Raw genomic sequence first — 19428 nt, forward strand, 5'->3', positions numbered from 1 at the left:
CTTCGAGACGGGTGATTACTTGGAGCCGAAGTTCTTGAAGCGCTGGTTGAACTTCTCCACGCGACCGGCCGAGTCCATGATGCGCTGCTTGCCGGTGTAGAACGGGTGCGAGGAGGAGGAGATCTCGACGTCGATGACCGGGTACTCGACACCATCGAGCTCCATGGTCTTCTCGCTCGTGACGGTCGAGCGGGTGAGGAAGGTCTCGCCCGAGCCGAGGTCGCGGAACACGACGGCCTGGTAGTCGGGGTGGATGTCAGTCTTCATGGCGTTCCTTGCGGGGTCGGGCCCCTTCGGTACTGAGGGACCGGTGAAAGTCGATGGCGCAACGGCACCAGCGGACGAGTCTACCAGGGATCGTGCGCGTGTCGGGAATCCTCGTCAGGATGTCGCGCGCGCCGCGTAGCGACCGTCGTGCTCGGTGAGCTCGATCGACACCCCGAAGGCCTCCGTGAGCGCCTCGGCGGTCAGAGTCTGGCCGATCGGACCCGAGGCGACCACTTTGCCGTCGCGCAGCAGGAGCACGTGGGTGAACCCCACCGGGATCTCCTCGACGTGGTGGGTGACCATGATCATCGCCGGAGTCGTCGGCGCCTGGGCGTAGCCGCCGAGCAACGCCAGGAGTTCTTCGCGTGCACCCAGGTCGAGGCTGGCGGTCGGCTCGTCCAGCAGCAGCAACTCGGGGTCGGTCATCACCGCACGTGCGATGGAGACGCGTTTGCGCTCGCCGTCGGAGAGGGTTCCGAAGGTGCGCTCGGCGAGCTCATCGAGCTTCCACTCGGCCAGAACGCGCAGAGCCCGCCGCTCGTCGATGTCCTCGTAGTCCTCGCGCCAGCGACCCAGGACGCTGAACGCCGCGGTCAGCACGACGTTCAAGACGGTCTCCTCCGGTGGCACGCGGCGGGCGAGTGCCGACGAGGCGAACCCGATTCGCGGGCGCAACTCGAACACGTCGCTGCGACCGAGCCGTTCGCCCAGGATCGTGACGCTCCCCGAGGTGGGGTGCATCATCGTGTCGGCCATCTGCAGCAGCGTCGTCTTTCCGGCGCCGTTGGGTCCGAGGATCACCCACCGTTCGTCATCATTCACCGACCAGTCGAGGTGATCGATGATGTCCCTGGCGTTGCGGCGGACGACGACGTCGGAGTATTCGAGCACCTGCGGCATGGGGCCAGCCTATCGGCCGAATCCGGTCACTTCGCGGTACAGCGCGGCCGTCTGTTGCGCGATCGCCTCCCAGCTGAACTCGGCCGCGGCGCGTCGGCGACCTGCCGCACCGAACGCGCGGGCCTTCTCGGGGTCGGTGACGACTTCGGTGAGAACACGCGCGAGGTCGGCCACGAAGGCGTCCGGATCAGTTGGGGTGCCGGTCCCGTCCTGCACCTGCTCGATCGGAACGAGGCGCCCCGTGACGCCGTCGACGACCACCTCGGGGATCCCGCCGGTCGCCGTCCCCACCACGGCGGCGCCGCAGGCCATCGCCTCGAGGTTGACGATGCCGAGGGGCTCGTACACCGACGGGCAGACGAAGGTCGTGGCGGCGGTGAGGATCGCGCACAGCTCGTCGCGAGGCAGCAGCCGGTCGATCCACACCACGCCGTCGCGTGAGGCCTGAAGGCCGCGGACGAGTTCTTCCACCTCCGCCATGATCTGCGGCGTGTCGGGCGCACCGGCGCAGAGGACGAGCTGAACCTCGGGGGGCAGTGATTCGGCGGCGCGGAGCAGGTAGGGCAAGCCCTTCTGACGAGTGATCCGCCCGACGAAGACGACCGACGGGCGATCCGGATCGATTCCGGCGGATCGCAGGAAGTCGTCGTCGTGCACGGGGCGCCACCGCTCGACGTCGATGCCGTTGTAGATGACCCGCACGCGATCCGGATCCAGCGACGGATAGCTGCGCAGGATGTCGGCGCGCATGCCCTCGCTCACCGCAACGATGGCGGCGGCCCCTTCGTAAGCGGTCTTCTCGATGAAGCTGCTGAGGGCGTAGCCCCCGCCGAGCTGCTCGGCTTTCCACGGGCGCAGCGGCTCGAGGCTGTGAGCCGTGACGATATGCGGGATGCCGTGAAGCAGGCTCGCCAGATGCCCCGCGAAATTCGCGTACCACGTGTGACTGTGCACGACATCTGCCCCGGCGACGTCGCCGACGATCGCGAGATCGGTGCCGAGCGTCTGGAGCGCTCCGTTGGCCGACGCCAACTCCGCCGGCACGCCGTACGACGTGGTGTCGTCCTCGTCCCGCGCACCCCCGAAAGCGCGCACCTGCACCTCCAGCGCGCCGCGGAGGGCCTTCACCAACTCCGTCACGTGCACGCCCGCTCCCCCGTAGATCTCGGGCGGATACTCCTTGGTGACGATGTCCACGCGCATGCCTCGAACGCTAGTGCATGCAGTCGGGTCGCTACACCCCCGGCCAATAGCGTGCCAGACCTGGTCCCGGTCCTGAGAGGACCCCTAGGGTGGAGCCATGCCACGGACGCCGAAGGTCTTCGGAATCATCCTCGCCGGAGGCGAGGGCAAACGACTCATGCCTCTCACCGCGGACCGGGCCAAACCCGCGGTCCCGTTCGGCGGTCAGTACCGACTGATCGACTTCGCGATCTCGAACCTGTTGAACTCGGACCTGCGGCAGATCGTCGTTCTGACCCAGTACAAGTCCCACAGCCTCGACCGTCACATCTCGCAGACCTGGCGGATGTCGGCCCTGCTGGGCTCGTACGTGGCGAGCGTCCCCGCGCAGCAGCGGCTGGGAAAGCGGTGGTTCTCGGGCTCGGCCGACGCCATCCTGCAGAGCCTCAACCTGATCAACGACGAGAAGCCCGACATCGTCGTCGTCATCGGCGCCGACCACGTGTACCGCATGGATTTCCAGCAGATGCTGGCCGCGCACGTCGAATCGGGGGCGCGCGCCACCGTCGCCGGCATCCGGCAGCCCATCGGACTGGCCGACCAGTTCGGCGTCATCGACGTCGAACCCGACGATCCCACGCGCATCCGCGAGTTCCTGGAGAAGCCGCACAATCCGGTCGGGCTGTCCGACTCGCCGGGTGAGGTTCTCGCCTCGATGGGCAACTACATCTTCGACACCGACGCCCTCATCGAAGCGGTGGAGGCCGACGGGGAGATCCCGACGTCCAACCACGACATGGGCGGCGACATCGTGCCCTACTTCGTCGGCCGCGGCGAAGCGGGGGTGTACGACATGAAGCGCAACGACGTTCCCGGCTCGACCGACCGCGACCGGTATTACTGGCGGGACGTCGGAACGATCGACTCCTTCTTCGACGCCCACCGGGATCTGATCTCGACGCTTCCGATCTTCAACCTCTACAACACCGAGTGGCCCATCCACTCGCAGACCGTCAACTCGCCGCCGGCGAAGTTCGTCCGCGACTCCGTGGGGCGCATCGGCAACGCCATCGATTCGATCGTCTCGCTGGGTTCGGTCCTGTCGGGCACCCACATCGAACGGAGTGTGGTCGGGCCGTGGACGCTGGCCGGCGGAGGCTCGACCATCACGGACGCCGTCCTGTTCGATCACGTGAAGGTGGGGCAGGGCGCGCGCATCCACCGCGCGATCTTGGACAAGAACGTCGTGCTCGCCGACGGAGCGACGATCGGCGTCGACCGGGAACGCGACCTGGCCCGCGGCTTCACCGTCACCGAATCCGGCATCACCATCGTCGGCAAGGGCGTGCACGTCGAGGTCTGAGCGCCGCTAGCGTGGAGGAGTGCACTCCTCCACCTTCCTCGTCGTGCTCGACGCCGATTCCACCCTGATCCGCAACGAGGTGATCGAACTCCTCGCCGAGGAAGCGGGGCGGCGGGCGGAGGTCGCCGACGCCACCGAGGCCGCCATGCGCGGCGAGGTCGATTTCGCCGAGTCGCTGCGTCGCCGTGTCGCGGCTCTCGCCGGGGTGCCGACAACGGCGTTCGAAAGAGTCGTGGACCGGATCGAACCGACGCCGGGGGTGCGCGAGTTCATCGACGAGATCCACGCGCGCGGCGGCATCGCCGCGGTCGTCTCGGGCGGATTCCACGAGGTCCTCGACATCGTCGCACCCGCGCTCGGCGTCGATCGGTGGCGCGCCAATCGCCTCGAGCAGCGCGACGGCGTCCTCACGGGCGAGGTGTCCGGCGAGATCGTCGACGCCGCGGCGAAGGCCGCGTCCCTCCGGTCATGGGCACACGACCTGGAGATCCCCCTCACCGCGACCCTGGCGATCGGCGACGGCGCGAACGACCTCGACATGATGGCGGCGGCCGGGCTCGGCGTCGCCTTCAACGCCAAACCGGCGGTGCGGATGAAGGCGGACGTCGTGATCGGACGAGTCGACCTTCGCGAGGCGATCGCACTTCTGCCCTGACATCCGCCGTGCCCTGTCGGATGTCACCGCCGAGCGCTAGCGTCGCATCCATGCACGTCCTTCTCGTCCCCGGGCTCTGGCTCGATGCCTCGTCATGGAATGACGCACGTGCGGCACTGGATGCCGCCGGACATCATGTGCGAGCGCTGACCATGCCCGGGACGGGCGGCTCGGAGACCGAAACCGCTCACATCGGGATGGACGAGTGGGTCGAGGCTGTCGTCGCCGAGATCGACGCTGCGTCGGCTCCCGTGGTCCTGGTCGGTCACAGTGCCGGCGGAAACGTCGTGTACGCCGCCGCCGATCGACGCCCGGCGCTCGTGGCCCACGTCATCCTGCTCGACACCTTCCCACCCGCGCCGGGCGCATCGATCGCGGAGTTCCCCGTCCTCGACGGCGTCGTTCCCTTCCCGGGATGGGACTTCTTCGATGACGAAGACGTCGCCGACATCTCCCCTGCGGTCCGCGACCGCGTGCAGGGCCGCACCGGCGCGGTCCCCGCTCGGGTGCCGACCGATCCACTTCACCTTCACGATGAACGCCGCCACGGGATTCCGCTCACGATCGTGAGCGGAACGGTACCGGCGGCGGTGATCCGCTCGTTCGCGTCGGACCCGGCGCCATGGGCGGCCGAGCTCGCCGCGGTCCAGGACCTTCGCGTGGTCGCTCTCCACGCCGAGGGTGAACCCGGCGGACACTGGCCGCAATTCTCCGCCCCGGCGGCGACGGGTCAGGCCTTGGCGGAGGCCGTCGCCGCCACGCCCGAGCTGCGGTGACGCGCGCCGGGGCTCAGTGCCCCATGCCCAGGCCGCCGTCGACCGGGATCACCGCACCGGAGATGTAGGCGGCCGCATCCGACGCGATCCACGAGACGACCCCGGCGACCTCATCCGGTGAGGCGAAGCGACCGGCCGGGATGCTCTTCTTGTAGTCGGCCTGCGTCTGCTCGGGAAGCTCCGCGGTCATATCCGTTTCGATGAAACCGGGCGCCACGACGTTCGCCGTGATGCCTCGGCCACCCAGCTCACGGGTGAGGGAACGGGCGAACCCGATGAGGCCGCTCTTGGACGCGCTGTAGTTGATCTGACCGGCCGACCCCAACAGCCCCACGACGCTGGAGATCAGGATGACGCGCCCCCAGCGCTTCTTCAGCATGCCCTTCGAGGCGCGCTTGACGACGCGGAAGGATCCGCCGAGGTTCGTCGACACCACGTCGTCGAAGTCATCCTCGCTCATGCGCATGAGCAGCGTGTCCCGCGTGATGCCCGCGTTCGCCACCACGATGTCCACGGGGCCGAGCGTGGCCTCGACCTCGGAGAAGGCGGCGTCCACGGCCGCCGCGTCGGTCACGTCCGCGCGGACGGTGAGCGCACCATCAGGCCCCTCGCCGCTTCGCGCGGTGACGGCGACACGATAGCCCTCGGCGACGAAGCGCTCCGCGATCGCTCGTCCGATGCCGCGGTTTCCGCCGGTGACGAGGACGACATGGTCAGAGGACATACGGGGCTCCTTCGGAACGCGGGACGGGCCGCACACAGCCTAGCGGGCGCGATTGACACCCCTTTCACGCACTGCCACGCTGGACAGGCAACGAGAGAGGCCAGCCGATGACACAGCCCGGTCCCACCGGGGAATCCGTTCCCCCCGGCGCATATCCCCCGCCCGCCGCGGGCGCATACCCCCCGCCGGCACCGGGCGCCCCGCCGAGCGGATACGCCCCGGCCTACCCCGCCGGCCCCCGCACGAACACTCTCGCGATCGTGTCGCTCATCGCCTCCATCAGCGCCTTCGTCGTCCTCCCGTTCCTCGGCTCCGTGGCCGGCGTCATCACCGGCCACCTGGCGCTGTCGCAGATCGGTCGCACCGGGGAGCAAGGGCGCGGCTTGGCGCTGGGCGGGCTCATCGCCGGGTACATCGGCGTCGGACTCGCGGTACTCGGGGTGATCGTCCTGCTGCTGTTCTGGGGATTCCTGCTCACCGCCGTGGCGCAGACCTCGTACAGCTGACCCCGGGCTCCTCGGCCCCGCACGGGCGTACGCTGGAGTGACCGTGAAGAACAGCCAGCACACGCCGTCGGCGACCTCGCTCCCCCGCGCACCGCGCGAAGGAGCGGACTCGCGCACCCGCACCTATCTGGTGACGATGGGCATCCGTGTGCTGTGCTTCGCGCTCATGGTGCTCGTCACCCCCTACGGATGGTGGACGTGGGTCTTCGGCGCCGCCGCGATCTTCCTGCCGTACATCGCCGTCGTGTTCGCCAACGTCGACTCGGATGTGAGCGACACGTCCGTCGAGAGCCCCGAACGCGCCCTGCCCGCCGCGGCGGATCCCCACCCGTCCCCGTCCGACGAGGCGCAGGGCACGGAGGACCCTCATCCCATGATCATCCGCATCCACGAGTCGCCCGCGCCGCGGGAGGATCCCGATGGCTGAGACCCCGTGCTCCCGGGCGGGGTGCCGCGACGACGCCCGGTGGCGCATCGACTGGCGCAACCCGCGCATCCACACCCCGGAGCGCCGCAAGACCTGGGTCGCGTGCGACACGCACAGGGACTACCTGCGCGACTTCCTCGCCGCCCGCGACTTCCCCGTCGAGGTCACGATGCTCGCGGTCGCCTCGTGACCCGTCGTCCCGCACCGGCCGCCGTCCGCTGGTCGGGGTACGCGGCGATCGCGATCGTGTTCGCCATTGCCTGCGCATTCCTGTCGCACTGGCAATTCGAACGCAACGCGTCACGCGCCACCGAACTGGCCCTGGTCGAGCGAAACTACGACGCCGCTCCCGTCACGCTGAGCACCCTCATCCCCGAGGGCATGGAATTCGACCCCGAGGACGAGTGGCATCCGGTGACCGAGACCGGTCGCTATCTCGTCGATGAGCAGCTGCTCGTGCGGAACCGTCCGCACGGCGGGACCGCCGCCTTCGAAGTCCTCGTTCCCTTCCAACTCGATGATGGCCGCATCCTCATCGTCGATCGCGGATGGGTTCCTCCGGGTGAGAGCACGCGCGAGCCCGATGACATCGCCGGCGCGCCCGAGGGCGCGGTCGAGATCACCGTGCGGTTGCGGCCGGGAGAGCCGCTCACCTCCAGCGGGCAGTCGCTGGATGACGGACAGATCCCGACCATCAACCTTCCGCTCGTCGCAAGCGTCGTGTCGGACGGCGACCGCGTCGAACAAAGCGCATACGGGGCGCTGGTGAGCGAGAATCCGGCGCCGGTGACCGAACTCGGCGCGCTGGACGACCCCTCCGAAGACCCGGGCCCGCACCTGTCCTACGCGATCCAATGGATCCTCTTCGCGATCATGGGGTTCGTCTTCATCGGCTACATGATCCGCACCGAAGTGCGCGCGCGCCGCGAGGACGACGAGGACGACGACACGACGCGGGTCACGCCGGAGCGCACGCGAGGCCGCCTCCGCGACCGCGATGCCGACGCGGAAGACGCGCTGGTCGACGCCCTCGGCTGATCAGGGCGCAACAGCGATCACGCCAGCGTGATCAGGTCGATGTAGTCGCGCCCCCAGATGTCCTCGACGCCATCGGGGAGGATCAGCACGCGCTCGGGATTCAACGCCTCGACGGCGCCCTCATCGTGCGAGACCAGCACCACGGCCCCTTCGTAGTGGGCCAGCGCACCGAGGATCTCCTCGCGCGACGCCGGGTCCAGGTTGTTGGTGGGCTCGTCCAGGAGGAGGACGTTCGCGCTCGAGACGACGAGTGTCGCCAGCGACAGGCGCGTCTTCTCTCCGCCCGAGAGAACGCCCGCGGGTTTGAGGACGTCGTCACCGGTGAACAGGAAGGAGCCCAACACCTTTCGCGCCTCGGTCGCGTTGATGTCGGGCGCGGCCGACATCATGTTCTCCAGCACCGACCGAGAGACATCGAGGTTCTCGTGCTCCTGGGCGTAGTATCCGATCTTCAGGCCGTGCCCGGGCTCGACGCCTCCGGTGTCGGGGGCATCGACGCCGGCGAGGATGCGCAAGAGGGTCGTCTTGCCGGCTCCGTTGAGTCCGAGGACGACGACCTTCGAACCGCGGTCGATCGCGAGATCGACATCGGTGAAGATCTCCAGCGACCCATACGACTTGGACAGATTCGACGCGGTGATCGGTGTTTTCCCGCAGGCCGCCGGCTTCGGGAAACGCAGCTTGGCGACGCGGTCCTCCTGACGGACGTCGTCCAGACCCGACAGCAGCTTGTCCGCACGGGCCAGCATCTGGTGCGCGGCGGCCGCCTTCGACGCCTTCGCACCGAACTTCGCCGCCTGCTGCTGCAGCGCGGTCGCCTTCTTCTCGGCGTTCGCGCGCTCCTTCTTGCGTCGCTCCTCGTCGGCTACCCGCTGTCGCAGGTAGTTCTTCCAGTTCATGTTGTAGATGTCGATCACCTGGCGGTTGGCGTCGAGGTAGAACACCCGATTGACCGTCTCCCCGACGAGTTCGACATCGTGACTGATGACGATCAACCCGCCCTTGTACGTCTTGAGAAACTCACGCAGCCACACGACGCTGTCGGCGTCGAGGTGGTTGGTCGGCTCGTCGAGGATCATCGTCTGCGCGTCGGAGAAGAGGATGCGAGCGAGCTCGATGCGGCGGCGCTGGCCGCCCGAGAGCGTCTTCAGCGGCTGATCGAGGATGCGGTCGGGCAGCGAGAGGTTGTGCGCGATCGAGGCGGCTTCCGCTTCCGCGGCGTAGCCGCCCAACGCCTCGAATCGCTCGGTGAGGTTGGCGTATTTCCGCATCGCCCGCGCGGCGACGTCCGCGTCGTCGGAACCCATGGCCTCCGATGCGTCGCGCATCCCGATCGCCAGTGTTCCCAGGCCGCGGGCATCGAGGATGCGCGTCCGGGCGAGCATCTCCGGGTCGCCGGAACGCGGATCCTGAGGCAGATATCCCAGTTCTCCCGACCGGTCGACCCGTCCGTCCGCGGGGAGCACATCGCCGGCGAGCACCTTGGTCAGCGTCGTCTTCCCCGCACCGTTGCGCCCCACCAGACCGATCTTGTCGCCGTCGGACACGCGGAAGGAGACCTCGGACATGAGAACGCGCGCGCCCACGCGAATCTCGAGGTCGTGCACGGCAAGCACAGCGATGGTCCGTTTCGTTGGTGACAGGGGAACAAGCGAGGCCGACGGCCAGCCTCCTAGTATAAGTCGGGACGGCCCGAACGCCGCCGGGCACCAGATCCGAAGGAGCGCCATGACCATCGCAGCCCCGTCCCCCACTCGTCGCCGTGTCCTCGCGGACGTCATCGCGCGCCCGGACGGCCGCGCGCGGACGCTCGCCACCGACGCCGCACTCGTGCTGGCCGGCGCCGCGGCCGTCGCGGTGCTCGCCCAGGTGTCCATTCCGTTGTGGCCCGTCCCGATCACCGGGCAAACGCTCGCCGTCGTCGTCGTCGGTGCCGCGCTCGGCGCCCGCCGCGGCGCACTGGCCCTGGCCACGTACATGCTGATCGGGCTGGCGGGGCTTCCGGTCTTCGCCGACTTCACCGGATCGATCGCCGCGATCGCCAAGCCGAGTTTCGGCTTCATCCTCGGCTTCATCGGCGCCGCTTTCGTCGCCGGCTGGTTCGCCGAGCGCGCCTGGGACCGCAAGCCGTGGCTCGCCTTCGTCGGGTTCGTCGCCGCGAGCGCCGTGCCCTTCGTCGTCGGCATCCCCTACATGGCCCTGATCCTCAACGGCGTCCTCGGCCTCGAACTGTCGGTCTGGCAGCTCCTCGAGGCGGGCCTTTTCCCCTTCATCATCGGGGGAATCGTCAAGGCGGCCATCGCCGCGGCCCTCATTCCCGCCGCGTGGGCTCTCGTGCGCCGGGTGGACACCTCGCGCGACTGACCGCCGAACTCCGTCCTGATTCGACGAGGGCGGCATCCCCGACCGGGGATGCCGCCCTTCTTCATGTCGCGAGAGCACGCCATGTCGCACCACGGGACAACCTCAGGTAAAGTTAGGCTGCCCTAATCAACCAGGAGGAATTGTGCCCCACTCCCCCCGTGCGCGCCTCGCCGTCGCCGCCACCACCGCCGCCGTTCTCGGTCTGTCGCTTGCCGGATGCGCCGACTCCGCCGACGAATCGACCCCCTCAGGCGCATCGAACGAGAACGGGTTTCCCGTCACGATCGAGCATGCGTATGGAGAGACGGTGATCGAGGGCGCTCCCGAGCGCGTCGCAACGGTGGCCTGGTCGAATCATGAGGTGCCGCTGGCCCTGGGTGTCGTCCCGGTGGGGATGGCGAAGGCGACGTGGGGAGATGACGACGGAGACGGCGTGCTCCCGTGGGTGGAGGAGCAGCTCGAGGAGCTCGGCGCACAGACCCCTGTCCTGTTCGACGAGACCGACGGTTTCGACTTCGAAGCGATCGCGGACACGAACCCCGATGTGATCCTTGCGGCCTACTCCGGACTCACCCAGGAGGACTACGACACGCTGAGCAAGATCGCGCCCGTCGTGGCATACCCCGAGATCGCCTGGGCCACCTCGTACGAGGACATGATCCGGATGAATTCCGCCGCACTGGGCCTCTCAGCCGAGGGTGACGAGCTCATCGACGATCTGCACGCCCAGGTAGACGCCGCACTCGCCGAGCACCCTGACCTCGCCGCGTCGTCGGTGCTGTTCTCCTACATCGACCCGAGCGACTTCAGCCAGATCGGCTTCTACACGACCCTCGACACACGTCCGGGCTTTCTCGCCGATCTCGGCGTGCCCGTCCCCGATGTCGTCGTGGCGGAGTCCGAAGGAAGCGACCAGTTCTACACGAGTATCTCGGCCGAGCAGGCCGACCGCTTCGAAGACGTCGACATCTTCGTGACCTACGGCGAGGCCGACGGGGCCATCATCGGGCAGATGCAGGGCGACCCGCTCCTGTCGCAGATCCCCGCCATCGCGGCGGGGCAGGTGGCGATCCTCGAGAACTCCACCCCGCTTGCCGCGTCCGCCAACCCGTCGCCGCTGTCGATCGGATGGGGCATCGACGAGTACTTCGCCCTTCTCGCGGGCGCCCTCGACTGACGTACCGGTGACCAGCGCCACAGCGACGAGCACACCGGATGCCGCCACCTTGCGGCGTCCGGTGCGCTCGCGCGCGACGTGGTTGACCCTTTCGCTCCTCGCCCTGCTCCTGCTCTGCGGCAGTTCACTCGCATTCGGGGTACGAACGGTCACACTCGAGGACATCATCGCCGCCTTCTCCGGACCGGCGCAGACCGTTTCCGAAGCCGCCGTCGTCACCCGCCTCCCCCGCACCGTCCTCGCCGTCCTGATCGGCGCCGCGCTGGCGCTCTCCGGCGCCGCGATGCAGGCCGTCACTCGGAATCCGCTGGCCGACCCGGGTATCCTCGGCGTCTCCGGCGGAGCAGCTCTCGCGGTCGTCATCGGATTGGCGTACTTCGGTCTGGCCGCCCCGTACTCCGTCATCACCGTCGCGACCATCGGGGCGAGCATCGCGGCCGTGTTCGTCTACGCCGTCGGATCCCTGGGCCGCGGCGGCGCCACGCCGTTGAAGCTCGCCCTGGCCGGAGCCGCGATATCGGCGGCCTTCGCGTCGCTCACCAGCGCCGTCCTGCTTCCTCGCACCGACGTCATGGAGTCCTTCCGCTTCTGGCAGATCGGCGGCGTCGGCGGTGCCACGTGGGACCGGATCGGCGTCGTGTCCCCCGTTCTCGCACTCGGCGCGCTCGTGGTGATCGCCACCGCGCGCGGCATGAACTCCCTCGCGCTGGGAGACGACCTGGCCGCAGGCCTCGGCGAGAACGTCGGCCGCACGCGGCTGATCGCCTCCGCCGGCGCCGTGATCCTCTGCGGCGCCGCGACGGCGGTGGCCGGCCCGATCGCCTTCGTCGGGCTGGTCATCCCGCATCTGTGCCGTTTCCTGGTCGGGTCCGACCATCGGTGGCTCCTCCCCTTCGCCGCCGTCCTCGGCTCCTGCCTGCTCGTCGCGGCCGACGTGGTCGGACGACTGATCGCGCGCCCCGAAGAGATCGAGGTCGGCATCGTCACCGCGCTGATCGGCGCCCCTGTCTTCATCTGGATCGTCCGTCGCCATCGGGTGAGGCAGCTGTGAGCGGTCAGCGCGTGATCGCCGGGCGCCGCGCCCGTCTGTGCACCCACCGCCGCGCGGTTCTCATCCTCGCGGGTCTCGCGACCGCGGTGTTCGCCCTGTCGCTGATGGTCGGCGGCACGTTCTACGGACCGCTCGAGGTGATCCGCGTGATCCTCGGCGACAGCGTCGCGGGGGCGTCCTTCACGGTGGGCGAGTTGCGCCTCCCGCGCGCGGTGATGGGCCTGTTGACCGGATGCGCCTTCGGAATCGCCGGTGTCACCTTCCAGACCCTGCTCCGCAACCCGCTCGCCTCTCCCGACATCATCGGCATCTCCACCGGTGCGAGCGCAGCGGCGGTCTTCGGCATCGTGATCCTCGGCCTCGGCGGCATGGCCGTCTCGCTGCTCGCCCTGGGTGGCGCCGTCGCCACCGCAGTCGCGGTGTACATGCTCTCGATCAAGGACGGTTTCACCGGGACCCGCCTGATCCTCATCGGCATCGGCGTCGCCGCGATGATGAACAGCGTCGTCACGTGGGTGCTCTCGCAGGCCCCCGCGTGGTCGCTGGCCACCGCGATGCAGTGGCTCACCGGAAGCCTCAACGGCGCCACCTGGGAGTCGGTCGTCCCTCTCGCCCTCGCCTTCGCGATCCTCGTGCCGGTGTTGGCGTTGCAGGGTCGCTCGCTGGATCTCCTGCGGCTCGGCGACGACTCCGCCGCCGGGTTGGGGGTCCGCGTCGATCGCACCAGGATCCTCGTGATCGTCTGTGCGGTTGCACTCCTCGCGTTCGCGACCGCGGCCGCAGGTCCCATCGCCTTCGTCGCCTTCATGTCCGGTCCGATCGCCGCCCGACTGGTCGGTCCGGCCGGTGGGCTGCGCCTGCCCGCGGGCCTGGTGGGGGCGATCCTCGTGATGGTGTCGGACCTCGTCGCGCAGTATCTCCTCGGCACCCGCTTCCCCGTCGGCGTCGTCACCGGCGTGCTGGGGGCGCCCTACCTCGTCTACCTGCTGATCAGGACCAACCGCTCCGGAGGTTCGCTGTGACCGTACCGCCCGACGTGCTCTCCGCACGCGACCTCTCCCTCGCGTACGGCGACCGTCGCATCATCGACGGCCTCGGCGTGACGATCCCGCCGGGAAGGATGACGGCCATCATCGGCGCCAACGGCTGCGGCAAGTCGACGCTCCTGCGCGCTCTCGCGCGGCTGATGACCCCGCGGCGCGGCGAGGTCCTCCTCAACGGGGAGGGCATCCGTTCCCTCCCGTCCAAACACGTCGCCCGCACCATCGCTCTGCTCCCGCAGAACCCCACTGCACCGGAAGGCATCGCCGTCGGCGATCTCGTCGCTCGCGGCCGCCACCCCCATCAGAAGCCCTTTGCTCGATTAGGCGCCCACGACTACGCCGTGATCGCTGATGCCCTCGCGGCCACCGGGACCACCGAGTTGGCCGATCGCGCGGTCGACGAACTCTCCGGCGGACAGCGCCAACGCGTGTGGATCGCCATGGCACTCGCCCAGGAGACCGACATCCTCCTGCTCGACGAGCCCACGACGTTCCTGGATCTTTCTCACCAGGTGGAGGTGCTCGACCTGCTGACCGATCTGAACCGGCTCGGCCGCACGATCGTCATGGTTCTCCACGACATGAACCTCGCCGCGCGGTATGCCGACCACATCATCGCACTCCGAGCCGGACGCATCGTGGCAGAAGGAGACCCGACCACGACGATGACCGACCAGATGATCCGGCAGGTCTTCGACCTCGACGCGCTCGTGATCACCGATCCCGTCTCGGGCACCCCGCTGGTCCTTCCGCGCGGGCGTCATCACGCGACGACCCCGGACCCCACGAGAGGACACCCGCATGAGCGCGCAGACGCGTGAGGCATCCCGATTCTTCCGCGCCACCGTCTCGACGGTCACCGACCTGACACCGAGCTTTCGTCGGTTCACCTTCACCGCGGTCGACTTCGACCAGTACGGTGACACCGGCTGGGACCAACGCATCAAGATCGTCTTTCCGACCCCCACCGTCGGTCTCGACGCGATGCCCACCGGGCCGGACTGGTTCAGCGCGTGGCGTGCGCTCCCGGAGGACAAGCGGCCCCCGTTCCGCACCTACACGACACGAGCGGTCCGACATGCGGACCGCGAGGTGGATGTCGACATGGTGGCGCACGACGTACGAGGGCCGGCATCCGCGTGGATCGAGCGTGCCCGCCCGGGGGACGAGGTCCTGATCTTCGCCCCGACGTCGGCACACGAGGGCGTCAGCTACGGAATCGACTTCGTACCGCCCGCCCGTGTCGATGACATCCTGCTCGCCGGGGACGAGACCGCCGCTCCGGCGATCGCGGTCATTCTCGAACAACTCCCACGCACAGCCCGCGGTGTCGTCGTCCTCGAAGTACCCGAGGACGGAGATCTCGGCTACCTTCCGACACATCCCGGGTTCGACGTCTGCGTGGCCGCGCGAGGCGGAGGCGAGCGACATGCGCACCTCGTGCCGATGGTCACCGAGGTGGCCGGTCGGCTCGTGCCGGACGGACGAGGCGCGGACGTCGAGGAGATCGACATCGAGTCGCAGATCCTGTGGGAGGTCCCGCGCACGGCCAAAGGCGGCGCGGCGCTGAAGAGCGCCGCGGTCTACGCCTGGCTGGCCGGTGAGGCGAGCGGGATCAAGGCTCTTCGGCGTCACATGGTCAGCGAGCGCGGGGTCGATCGTCGCGCAGTGGCGTTCATGGGCTACTGGCGACTCGGTCGCGCCGAGGTATGACGAAGGGGACACGCGCGAGCATGTCCCCTTCGTCGATTCGACATCGACGGATCAGATCGCGAACCCGAGTGCTCTCATCATGTCGCGCCCGTCGTCGGTGATCCGCTCCGGACCCCACGGCGGCATCCACACCCAATTGATCCGGAAGCGGTCCACGACAGCATCCAACGCTTGCGCGGTCTGCTCTTCGAGCACATCCGTCAGAGGGCATCCGGCGGAGGTGAGGGTCATATGGATCACAAGAGCATCGTTCTCGTCGTCCCAGGCGAGGTCGTAGATCAGCCCGAGGTCGACGACATTGATCCCCAGTTCGGGATCCATGACGTCCTTGAGCGCCTCCGAGACCTCGTCGAACTTCTCGGGAGTGAGCGTCACGGCCATGTAACGATTCTATGCCCCGGCGTCGACCGTCGGCTCAGCGACCTGCTGAACGAAGCGATCGTACCCTTCGTCCTCCAGACGGTCAGCCAGTTCGGCACCGCCCTCCTCGACGATGCGGCCCTTGACCATGACGTGCACGTGGTCGGGACGGATGTATCGGAGGATGCGGGTGTAGTGCGTGATCAGGAGCACGCCGAGGTCGGTCTGCTCCTTGGCGCGGTTGACTCCTTCGGACACGATCTTCAGCGCATCGACGTCGAGTCCCGAGTCCGTCTCGTCCAGCACCGCGAGCTTCGGGCGAAGAAGCTCGAGCTGCAGGATCTCGTGACGCTTCTTCTCTCCTCCCGAGAAACCCTCGTTGACGTTGCGCTGGGCAAAGGTCGGGTCCATGCGCAGGTTCGTCATCGACTCCCGCACGTCCTTCGTCCACGACCGGATGGCAGGCGCCTCTCCGTCGATCGCGGTCTTGGCGGTGCGGAGGAAGTTGGTGACGGTCACGCCGGGGATCTCCACGGGGTACTGCATCGCGAGGAACAGTCCCGCCCGCGCCCGCTCGTCGACCGACATCTCGAGCACATCCTCGCCGTCCAGCGTGATGGTGCCGCCGGTCACGGTGTACTTCGGGTGCCCGGCGATCGTATACGCGAGTGTGGACTTGCCGGACCCGTTGGGGCCCATGATCGCGTGGGTCTCACCCGTACGGATGGTCAGGGTGACGCCGTTGAGGATCGGGGTCGCCCCGCTCTCGGTCTCGACCGTCACATGCAGGTCGCGGATCTCGAGGACAGTCATGGTGTGTTCCTTCTCACTTCACTTCTTTGGTCACGGCCGGGTCGATCATCACGTCATCGCCGTCGATCTCGACGACATAGACGGGGACCGGTTCGAAGGCCGGAAGATTCTGAGGCTTGCCGGTGATCAGCGAGAACGCCGATCCGTGCGCCCAGCATTCGAGCGTGTCGCCCTCGACGAATCCCTCGGAAAGGGAGATGTCGCCGTGGGTGCAGGTGTCGCCGATCGCGTGCACGACACCCTCACTGTCGAGCACCACGGAGATCGGGACGCCGTCGAGTTCGACCAGATGCGCGGTGTCCTGCTCGAGCTCGCTGAGCGAACAGGCGCGCTGAGCGCTCACGCGGCACCATCCTCGAGCTCGCGCTCGATCGCCGCGGTCAGCTGCTCTTCGAGCGCGGGAATCCCTATCTTCTGCACGATCTCCGCGAGGAACCCGATGACGACGAGGCGCCGCGCTTCGTCTTCGGCGATCCCCCGCGCCTGCAGGTAGAACAGCTGCTCGTCGTCGAAGCGCCCGGTGGCGCTGGCGTGACCGGCACCCTGGATGTCGCCGGTCTCGATCTCGAGGTTCGGGATCGAGTCCGCACGAGCACCCTCGGTGAGCACGAGGTTGCGATTGGCCTCGTACGAGTCCGTGCCGACGGCGTCTGCTCCGATGAGGACGTCGCCGATCCATACGCTCCGTGCCGACGCCCCCTGCAGCGCGCCCTTGTAGAGCACGTCACCGGTGGTGTGCGGTCCGTGGTGGTGCAGGTAGACCTGACTCTCGAGGTGCTGTCCGGAGTCGGCGAAGGAGAGCCCGTACAGGCGCCCTTCGGCACCGGATCCGGCCAGATCCACGGACGGGTTGACCCGCACGACCGACCCGCCGAAGGTGACCACGACGTGCGTGAGCTGGGCGTCCTTGTCGACACGGGCCTGGTGCGAGGCCGCGTGGACGGCGTCGTCGTCCCAGCGCTGCACGCTGACGACCTTCAGTCGGGCGCCGTCGCGGACGATGATCTCGACGTTCTGGGCGTACTGTGCGGACCCGCTGTGATCCAGGACCACCGTCGCACGGGAGTTCGGGGCCGCCTCGATCACGATGTGTCCGTTCGCGTGACCCTCGGCTCCGGTGCCACGCAGCGACACCACGAACGGTTCGTCGTGCTCCTCGTCGGCGTCGAAACGCAGATGCAGGGCGTTCGGGCACCGCTTCCAGGCGGTCGCGCTGATGAGGTCCTCCGGACGGAACACCTCGCCGCGGGGCGCAACGCCATGGCCCGTGGATTCGACGAGATGAGCCTCGACGCCGGTGACGTCGTACTCGACGGCGAGGTCGCCGGTCTCGGTCTCCTCGTCGACGAACAGCGGCGCCAAGCGCGCGAGCGGGGCGTGGCGCCAGTTCACCTCACGGCCCGTGGGTCGTGCGAAATCGGCGGGGTCGAACGATGTCGGGCGCTCCGAACGTGTCTGAACGGGAACGAACGAGCCGGCGCCGTCCGAGTGCGGCACTGATCCAGGCACCGTCGCGGGCGCCTGCGTGGTGGTGGTCGTCATCTAGCCGACGGATCCTTCCATGCCCATCTCGATGAGCTTGTTGAGTTCCATGGCGTACTCCATGGGCAGTTCGCGGGCGATCGGTTCGATGAAGCCGCGCACGATCATCGCCATCGCCTCATCTTCCTCGAGCCCACGGGACTGCAGATAGAACAGCTGCTCCTCGCTCACCTTCGACACGGTCGCCTCGTGGCCGAGCTGGACGTCATCGACGCGGATGTCGATGGCCGGGTAGGTGTCCGAGCGCGAGATCGTGTCCACGAGCAGGGCATCGCAGCGCACCGTGTTCGCCGAGTGGTGGGCCTTCTCATCCACCCGCACCTCGCCGCGGTATCCGGCGCGACCGCCGCCGCGCGCGATCGACTTCGACACGATGGAGGACTGCGTGTACGGCGCCATGTGGATCATCTTCGCGCCGGCATCCTGGTGCTGACCGGGACCGGCGAAGGCGACCGAGAGCGTCTCGCCCTTGGCGTGCTCGCCCATCAGGAAGATCGAGGGGTACTTCATGGTGACCTTCGACCCGATGTTGCCGTCGACCCACTCCATGGTCGCGCCCTCGTGCGCGACCGCGCGCTTGGTCACGAGGTTGTAGACGTTGTTCGACCAGTTCTGGATCGTCGTGTATCGCACGCGTGCGTTCTTCTTCACGATGATCTCCACGACGGCGGAGTGCAGCGAGTCGCTCTTGTAGATCGGGGCGGTGCAGCCTTCGATGTAGTGGACGTAGGAATCCTCATCCGCGATGATCAGGGTCCGCTCGAACTGACCCATGTTCTCGGTGTTGATGCGGAAGTACGCCTGGAGAGGGATCTCGACGTGAACGCCCTTGGGCACGTAGACGAACGAGCCACCGGACCACACCGCGGTGTTGAGCGCCGCGAACTTGTTGTCACCGGCGGGGATGACGGTGCCGAAGTACTCCTCGAAGAACTCCGGGTGCTCGCGCAGTGCGGTGTCGGTGTCCATGAAGATGACGCCCTGACGCTCCAGATCCTCCTGGATCTGGTGGTAGACGACTTCGGACTCGTACTGCGCAGCGACGCCGGCGACCAGGCGCGCACGCTCCGCCTCCGGGATGCCGAGCTTCTCGTACGTGTTCTTGATGTCCTCCGGGAGGTCCTCCCAGGACTGCGCCTGCTTCTCGGTCGAGCGGACGAAGTACTTGATGTTCTCGAAGTCGATGTCGGAGAGGTCGGCGCCCCAGGTCGGCATCGGCTTGCGCTCGAAGAGGTTGTGCCCTTTGAGTCGCGCTTTGAGCATCCACTCGGGTTCGTTCTTCAGGCGCGATATGTCACGCACGACCGCCTCCGAGATGCCACGCGTGGCGCTCGCACCGGCGACGTCCGGGTCATGCCATCCGAACTCGTACACCCCCAGGCCATCGAGCTCGGGCCGGTCGATCAGCACATCCGACATGCTCAACTCCTCTCTTGGGCCGCAACGGTGTCATCCGCCCCGGCATTCCACACCCTCCGGGAGTTTCGAAGGTGGATGCCGCTCGGTGGGCCCGATCACAGGCGCTCA

The 19428-nt window shown here is 67.9% G+C and carries 23 protein-coding genes; 13 read left to right on the forward strand and 10 right to left on the reverse strand.

All coding sequences use genetic code 11. From position 1 onward, the window contains the following. Positions 1-15: 15 nt before the first annotated feature. From RZO50_RS13390 to glgA, 3 genes are all read right to left on the reverse strand, one after another. The gene (locus RZO50_RS13390; protein ID WP_322600227.1) at positions 16-267 is read right to left on the reverse strand and encodes a type B 50S ribosomal protein L31; all 252 of its coding nucleotides are present in this window, start codon (positions 265-267) and stop codon (positions 16-18) included. A 114-nt stretch (positions 268-381) separates the two neighbouring features. After that, complete coding sequence (locus RZO50_RS13395) at positions 382-1167, reverse strand: ABC transporter ATP-binding protein (RefSeq protein WP_322600228.1); 786 nt, start codon at positions 1165-1167, stop codon at positions 382-384. Positions 1168-1176: 9 nt separating this feature from the next. Next, positions 1177-2370, reverse strand: a complete 1194-nt coding sequence (glgA, locus tag RZO50_RS13400; protein ID WP_322600229.1) for a glycogen synthase — start codon at positions 2368-2370, stop codon at positions 1177-1179. A 97-nt stretch (positions 2371-2467) separates the two neighbouring features. Here glgA and RZO50_RS13405 point away from each other — a divergent pair, with 97 nt between their 5' ends. From RZO50_RS13405 to RZO50_RS13415, 3 genes are read left to right on the forward strand one after another with little or no spacing between them, the layout of a single operon-like run. Further along, the gene (locus RZO50_RS13405; RefSeq protein ID WP_322600230.1) at positions 2468-3712 is read left to right on the forward strand and encodes a glucose-1-phosphate adenylyltransferase; all 1245 of its coding nucleotides are present in this window, start codon (positions 2468-2470) and stop codon (positions 3710-3712) included. A gap of 19 nt (positions 3713-3731) precedes the next feature. Next, the gene (gene serB / locus RZO50_RS13410; RefSeq protein WP_322600231.1) at positions 3732-4367 is read left to right on the forward strand and encodes a phosphoserine phosphatase SerB; all 636 of its coding nucleotides are present in this window, start codon (positions 3732-3734) and stop codon (positions 4365-4367) included. Positions 4368-4417: 50 nt separating this feature from the next. After that, positions 4418-5143: an alpha/beta fold hydrolase gene (locus RZO50_RS13415; RefSeq protein ID WP_322600232.1), complete on the forward strand. Its 726-nt coding sequence runs from the start codon at positions 4418-4420 to the stop codon at positions 5141-5143. Between the two features lie 13 nt (positions 5144-5156). Here RZO50_RS13415 and fabG read toward each other — a convergent pair whose 3' ends face one another. Beyond that, positions 5157-5867: a 3-oxoacyl-ACP reductase FabG gene (gene fabG / locus RZO50_RS13420; RefSeq protein WP_322600233.1), complete on the reverse strand. Its 711-nt coding sequence runs from the start codon at positions 5865-5867 to the stop codon at positions 5157-5159. A gap of 260 nt (positions 5868-6127) precedes the next feature. On the opposite strand from fabG, the gene RZO50_RS13425 reads away from it, so the two are divergent. From RZO50_RS13425 to RZO50_RS13440, 4 genes are read left to right on the forward strand one after another with little or no spacing between them, the layout of a single operon-like run. Beyond that, positions 6128-6373 (forward strand): DUF4190 domain-containing protein, encoded by a 246-nt coding sequence (locus RZO50_RS13425; protein WP_322600234.1) that lies wholly within the window; start codon positions 6128-6130, stop codon positions 6371-6373. Positions 6374-6416: 43 nt separating this feature from the next. After that, entirely contained in the window at positions 6417-6800 is a 384-nt protein-coding gene (locus RZO50_RS13430; protein WP_322600235.1) for a DUF3099 domain-containing protein, read from the forward strand. After that, positions 6793-6990: a hypothetical protein gene (locus RZO50_RS13435; protein WP_322600236.1), complete on the forward strand. Its 198-nt coding sequence runs from the start codon at positions 6793-6795 to the stop codon at positions 6988-6990. Before RZO50_RS13430 ends, RZO50_RS13435 begins: the two co-directional genes overlap by 8 nt. Continuing rightward, on the forward strand, positions 6987-7838 hold the full coding sequence (locus RZO50_RS13440) for an SURF1 family cytochrome oxidase biogenesis protein (RefSeq protein ID WP_322600237.1): 852 nt from the start codon (positions 6987-6989) through the stop codon (positions 7836-7838). Before RZO50_RS13435 ends, RZO50_RS13440 begins: the two co-directional genes overlap by 4 nt. A gap of 17 nt (positions 7839-7855) precedes the next feature. Here the strand turns inward: RZO50_RS13440 and RZO50_RS13445 are convergent, their stop codons facing one another. Further along, positions 7856-9454, reverse strand: a complete 1599-nt coding sequence (locus tag RZO50_RS13445; protein WP_322600238.1) for an ABC-F family ATP-binding cassette domain-containing protein — start codon at positions 9452-9454, stop codon at positions 7856-7858. Between the two features lie 112 nt (positions 9455-9566). Here RZO50_RS13445 and RZO50_RS13450 point away from each other — a divergent pair, with 112 nt between their 5' ends. The 6 genes from RZO50_RS13450 (at position 9567) to RZO50_RS13475 (ending at position 15186) form a co-directional block, all read left to right on the forward strand. Beyond that, positions 9567-10202 (forward strand): biotin transporter BioY, encoded by a 636-nt coding sequence (locus tag RZO50_RS13450; protein ID WP_322600239.1) that lies wholly within the window; start codon positions 9567-9569, stop codon positions 10200-10202. Positions 10203-10344: 142 nt separating this feature from the next. Further along, the gene (locus RZO50_RS13455) at positions 10345-11379 is read left to right on the forward strand and encodes an iron-siderophore ABC transporter substrate-binding protein (RefSeq protein WP_322600240.1); all 1035 of its coding nucleotides are present in this window, start codon (positions 10345-10347) and stop codon (positions 11377-11379) included. 7 nt (positions 11380-11386) lie between these two features. Beyond that, a complete protein-coding gene (locus RZO50_RS13460) occupies positions 11387-12430 on the forward strand; it encodes a FecCD family ABC transporter permease (RefSeq protein WP_322600241.1) in 1044 nt (347 codons plus the stop codon). Next, entirely contained in the window at positions 12427-13452 is a 1026-nt protein-coding gene (locus tag RZO50_RS13465; RefSeq protein ID WP_322600242.1) for a FecCD family ABC transporter permease, read from the forward strand. The genes RZO50_RS13460 and RZO50_RS13465 overlap by 4 nt, the downstream gene beginning before the upstream one ends. After that, positions 13449-14294 carry an ABC transporter ATP-binding protein gene (locus RZO50_RS13470; RefSeq protein WP_322600243.1) on the forward strand — a complete coding sequence of 282 codons (846 nt, stop codon included), beginning with the start codon at positions 13449-13451 and terminating at the stop codon, positions 14292-14294. The genes RZO50_RS13465 and RZO50_RS13470 overlap by 4 nt, the downstream gene beginning before the upstream one ends. Continuing rightward, a complete protein-coding gene (locus RZO50_RS13475; RefSeq protein ID WP_322600244.1) occupies positions 14275-15186 on the forward strand; it encodes a siderophore-interacting protein in 912 nt (303 codons plus the stop codon). The genes RZO50_RS13470 and RZO50_RS13475 overlap by 20 nt, the downstream gene beginning before the upstream one ends. A gap of 51 nt (positions 15187-15237) precedes the next feature. Here RZO50_RS13475 and RZO50_RS13480 read toward each other — a convergent pair whose 3' ends face one another. Genes RZO50_RS13480 through sufB form a run of 5 tightly spaced genes read right to left on the reverse strand, consistent with a single transcriptional unit; the run spans position 15238 to position 19320 of the window. Beyond that, on the reverse strand, positions 15238-15567 hold the full coding sequence (locus tag RZO50_RS13480; protein WP_322600245.1) for a metal-sulfur cluster assembly factor: 330 nt from the start codon (positions 15565-15567) through the stop codon (positions 15238-15240). Between the two features lie 9 nt (positions 15568-15576). After that, positions 15577-16359 (reverse strand): Fe-S cluster assembly ATPase SufC, encoded by a 783-nt coding sequence (gene sufC / locus RZO50_RS13485; RefSeq protein WP_322600246.1) that lies wholly within the window; start codon positions 16357-16359, stop codon positions 15577-15579. Between the two features lie 13 nt (positions 16360-16372). Continuing rightward, a complete protein-coding gene (locus RZO50_RS13490) occupies positions 16373-16702 on the reverse strand; it encodes a non-heme iron oxygenase ferredoxin subunit (protein ID WP_322600247.1) in 330 nt (109 codons plus the stop codon). Continuing rightward, complete coding sequence (gene sufD, locus RZO50_RS13495; protein ID WP_322600248.1) at positions 16699-17901, reverse strand: Fe-S cluster assembly protein SufD; 1203 nt, start codon at positions 17899-17901, stop codon at positions 16699-16701. The genes RZO50_RS13490 and sufD overlap by 4 nt, the downstream gene beginning before the upstream one ends. Further along, positions 17902-19320, reverse strand: coding sequence for a Fe-S cluster assembly protein SufB (sufB, locus tag RZO50_RS13500; RefSeq protein ID WP_322600249.1), 1419 nt, complete (start codon positions 19318-19320; stop codon positions 17902-17904). Positions 19321-19428: the final 108 nt, after the last annotated feature.

It is taken from the genome of Microbacterium xanthum, assembly GCF_034531355.1.
Classification (GTDB): domain Bacteria; phylum Actinomycetota; class Actinomycetes; order Actinomycetales; family Microbacteriaceae; genus Microbacterium; species Microbacterium xanthum.

Excerpts from the sequence above, each read along its gene's own strand:
- RZO50_RS13390 (WP_322600227.1), bottom strand. The coding sequence starts at position 267 with ATGAAGACTGACATCCACCCCGACTACCAGGCCGTCGTGTTCCGCGAC.
- RZO50_RS13395 (WP_322600228.1), bottom strand. The coding sequence starts at position 1,167 with ATGCCGCAGGTGCTCGAATACTCCGACGTCGTCGTCCGCCGCAACGCC.
- glgA (WP_322600229.1), bottom strand. The coding sequence starts at position 2,370 with ATGCGCGTGGACATCGTCACCAAGGAGTATCCGCCCGAGATCTACGGG.
- RZO50_RS13405 (WP_322600230.1), top strand. The coding sequence starts at position 2,468 with ATGCCACGGACGCCGAAGGTCTTCGGAATCATCCTCGCCGGAGGCGAG.
- RZO50_RS13415 (WP_322600232.1), top strand. The coding sequence starts at position 4,418 with ATGCACGTCCTTCTCGTCCCCGGGCTCTGGCTCGATGCCTCGTCATGG.
- fabG (WP_322600233.1), bottom strand. The coding sequence starts at position 5,867 with ATGTCCTCTGACCATGTCGTCCTCGTCACCGGCGGAAACCGCGGCATC.
- RZO50_RS13435 (WP_322600236.1), top strand. The coding sequence starts at position 6,793 with ATGGCTGAGACCCCGTGCTCCCGGGCGGGGTGCCGCGACGACGCCCGG.
- RZO50_RS13450 (WP_322600239.1), top strand. The coding sequence starts at position 9,567 with ATGACCATCGCAGCCCCGTCCCCCACTCGTCGCCGTGTCCTCGCGGAC.
- RZO50_RS13475 (WP_322600244.1), top strand. The coding sequence starts at position 14,275 with ATGAGCGCGCAGACGCGTGAGGCATCCCGATTCTTCCGCGCCACCGTC.
- RZO50_RS13480 (WP_322600245.1), bottom strand. The coding sequence starts at position 15,567 with ATGGCCGTGACGCTCACTCCCGAGAAGTTCGACGAGGTCTCGGAGGCG.
- sufC (WP_322600246.1), bottom strand. The coding sequence starts at position 16,359 with ATGACTGTCCTCGAGATCCGCGACCTGCATGTGACGGTCGAGACCGAG.
- sufD (WP_322600248.1), bottom strand. The coding sequence starts at position 17,901 with ATGACGACCACCACCACGCAGGCGCCCGCGACGGTGCCTGGATCAGTG.
- sufB (WP_322600249.1), bottom strand. The coding sequence starts at position 19,320 with ATGTCGGATGTGCTGATCGACCGGCCCGAGCTCGATGGCCTGGGGGTG.